Origin of the sequence: Zoogloea sp. (assembly GCF_017302315.1) — a bacterium.
Lineage (GTDB): Bacteria > Pseudomonadota > Gammaproteobacteria > Burkholderiales > Rhodocyclaceae > Zoogloea.
Genome location: NZ_JAFLDT010000163.1, coordinates 1 through 2,921, shown reverse-complemented (window position 1 = coordinate 2,921; position 2,921 = coordinate 1). Strand labels below are relative to the sequence as shown.

The 2,921-nt window shown below is 68.0% G+C and carries 3 protein-coding genes; 2 read left to right on the top strand and 1 reads right to left on the bottom strand.

What is annotated here, in order from left to right; translation table 11 throughout:
- A partial coding sequence (locus J0L98_RS21520) for a hypothetical protein (protein ID WP_296414280.1) occupies positions 1-1,118 on the bottom strand: 1,118 nt, incomplete at its 3' end.
- A 311-nt stretch (positions 1,119-1,429) separates the two neighbouring features.
- Here J0L98_RS21520 and J0L98_RS21515 point away from each other — a divergent pair.
- Both J0L98_RS21515 and J0L98_RS21510 read left to right on the top strand, forming a co-directional pair.
- A complete protein-coding gene (locus J0L98_RS21515; protein WP_296414277.1) occupies positions 1,430-1,819 on the top strand; it encodes an HU family DNA-binding protein in 390 nt (129 codons plus the stop codon).
- 212 nt (positions 1,820-2,031) lie between these two features.
- Positions 2,032-2,841, top strand: coding sequence for a Stf0 family sulfotransferase (locus J0L98_RS21510; RefSeq protein ID WP_296414276.1), 810 nt, complete (start codon positions 2,032-2,034; stop codon positions 2,839-2,841).
- Positions 2,842-2,921: the final 80 nt, after the last annotated feature.

The window sequence follows — 2,921 nt, the reverse complement described above, 5'->3', positions numbered from 1 at the left end:
GCCCGGGCGGCCTTGCGGGCGGCCTTCTGCTCGGGCGAAGCCTTCTCGGCCTTGCCGGCCTTCTTGCGCTCGGCACGCTCGGCCTTGTCGGCCCGGCGCTGGCGGCGCACCTGTTTCATCTGCTCCTTCTCGGCCAGTTGCTCGGGCGTCAGCGGGGACTCGTCCTCGTCTTCTTCCATCTTGCCCTTGCCCAGCGACAGCAGGGCGATCAGCGCCATGACATAACGCGGCTCGGGAGCATCGATCGGCTCGGTGCCCTCCTTCGGGCGGTCCTCGGAGAAGCGCACGCCGAAGTCGGCAGCCAGTCGGGCGTTGCAGTCGGCAAAGGTGTCCAGCAAGGCGGTGCGCTCGCGCCCGCCCAGGGTCTGCTTGAGGAAGGCGAAGTCGCCCGTCTCATCCAGCGCCCGCGCCGCCCGGATCAGGCGCTTGTGGTTGTGATCGATGCCGTGCAGGTGCAACTGGCGCAGCGTCAGCACCAGGTTCATGTCAGGCGACTTGTTGGCCACCTTGTCTGGCAACGGGCCCAGGGCCTGCAGTCCGGTGGCCTGCAGGAACGAGGGCAGCAGGCCGTGCTGCTTGACTTCGCGGGCGAAGTCGAGGGCGATGACCTTGGCCGGCAGATCGCGCCAGCGCGCCAGCGTGGTGTGGTAGTCCAGCCGGGCGCTGATGCGCTCATCGCGCCAGAACTCTGAAATGCTGCGCCGCTCGGCATTGTCCGGATCGCGCAGGACCTGGTTGTAGAGCGACTCGACGAACTGGTCCTGGCGGCGCAGGTAGCACACCACCTCGAGGTCGAAGTCGGGCAGGAAGCGGGCAAAGAACTCCGCCACGTCGGGCGTCGGTGCCGAGAAGCCCTCGGCGCTGACGATCATGGTGTGCGCGCCCGAGGCGTTGAACTCGTCCATGAGGGCGCGGTACTCGGCGTCCTTGGCCTCGGGCAGGCCGCTCTTGGCGGCGGTGTTGATCGAGTGGTGCTTGGACGGCCGGGGGCCGCGGTCGGTACTGGGAAAGAGGATGCCCGCCTGGCGCAGCGCTCCGCGGGCGTCGTACAAGGCCTTCTGGATCGAGGTGGATCCGGTCTTGTGGGTTCCAATATGGGCAATCAGGCGTTTCTTCATGGTGGCGAACTGCGGGGCGTGGCCGAATGTGGAATGGTATGCCAGCCTGTGGCTTGAATGCACCACCGGACTGAGCTTACTGGCCCCCCAATCCGGCAGCTTGACACGCCATGCAAGACGGCACGATGACAGCGGGCGCGCCGCCGACCGTGCCAAAAGCCCGCGTTGCGCAGCGGGCGAGGCCGCCCGCCCCCCAGTTTGTCCCGGGCGCTTGCACCGATTGGCGGCACAATTCGCTGCGCTGCAGTGCGTGAGCCGTCCCGCATGTGCCCGCCTGCACCGTCCCGAAGCTGTCACAAGGAAACATCGACATGGGTATCAAGGAACTGGCCGCCAAGGTCGCTGCTGCTCACCCCGAGATCGCTGCCGCGCAGATCAACAAGGTGCTGCGCACCGCGTTGGGCGCACTGTCGGCCGAACTCGACAGCGCCGCAGACGGCGCGGTGAAGCTGGCCCCGCTGGGCAACTTCCATGTGTCGACCAAGCCCGCCAAGGGCGAAGAAGGCGGGGCCCCCAAGCGCCGCATCATGCTGAAGCTGAGCGCGGCCAAGGACCCGCAGGTCAAGGCCGCGCGCGCCGGACAGCGGCCCGGCGGCCCGGAGCGCGAAGCCGAGCGCGCCGAGAAGAAGGCGGCCCGCCAGGCCGACAAGGCGGTCAAGCAGGCCAACCGCCGGGCCGGCAAGGCCAACAAGCCGGCCTGAGCGGACGAAGCGCGGTCACCTGGTGAGTGACCGCATCAGGCTTCGCGAGTGACGCGGTGCGGCGCCTCGGCACCCCAGGTGTCGCGGCCCGACACCGCCTGCGAATGCCCCGCCGGAGCGCGCCTGTCCAGCAGGCGAGGTCGGGCGGGGCTTGCCGACCTTGCCGCAGCGCACGATTCCTTTTCCATCCCCGCATCGCAGAGCATCCGCCCATGTCGTCCAAGAACATCCTCAAGCTCTTCGAGAACCTCAGCCTTGACGAGGAACGGCGCGCCGCGGTCGCTGCGATCCCGGAGCCGGCACCGCGCTACCTGATCGCCATGACGCCGCGCTCGGGCAGCAGCCACCTGTGCGATGTGCTGAAGAACACCAAGCTGCTGGGTCGCCCCGGCGAGATGGTGTCGCAGATGTTCATCCCGAACATCCTCAAGAGTGCCCCGGCCGCCACGCCGGACGAGTACCTCGCCCAGGTGATGCGCGTGGTGCGCACGCGCAACGGCGTGTCGGGCATGAAGGCCAGCTGGTTCCAGTTCAACGATTTCCGGGGGGCGATGCAGGATGAGTCGGTGTTTCGCTCCTACCGCTTCATCTACCTGACGCGCCGCGACCTGGCGGCCCAGGCGGTGTCGCTGTACTGCGCGACCTCGTCCAATGTGTTCCACACCAACGTCGAGCACACCACCACCGAGCGCGAGAAGCTGGCCAACCTGGACTACGACTTCCAGGCCATCAAGCGCTGGCATGAGCACATCCTGGCCCAGGAGCTGGGCTGGCAGGCCTATTTCGCCAAGCACAACATCTTTCCGCTGTCGATCAACTACGAAGAGATCGAGCACGATGTGACCGCGGTGGTGAAACGCATCGCCCACTTCGTCGGTCGACCGCGCGCCGGTGAGTCGGCCACGTCGGAGTCCATCTTCCGCAAGATCGGCGACCGCCGGAATGTCGAGTGGGCCGCCAGGTTCACCCTGGAGCTGGACGCCGAGCGCCGGGTGGACAAGGCCCCCGCCGCCGCCGCCTGATCGTCGGCGCCTGACCCGGTCTCGAGCCCGTCGGCCCTGGCCGGCTCGAGCGGTCATGGGCCCGTCCCGGGGCCCGCAAC

What these genes read in the sequence shown, in the direction of transcription:
- J0L98_RS21515 (WP_296414277.1), top strand. Translation starts at nt 1,430, where the DNA reads ATGGGTATCAAGGAACTGGCCGCCAAGGTCGCTGCTGCTCACCCCGAG.
- J0L98_RS21510 (WP_296414276.1), top strand. Translation starts at nt 2,032, where the DNA reads ATGTCGTCCAAGAACATCCTCAAGCTCTTCGAGAACCTCAGCCTTGAC.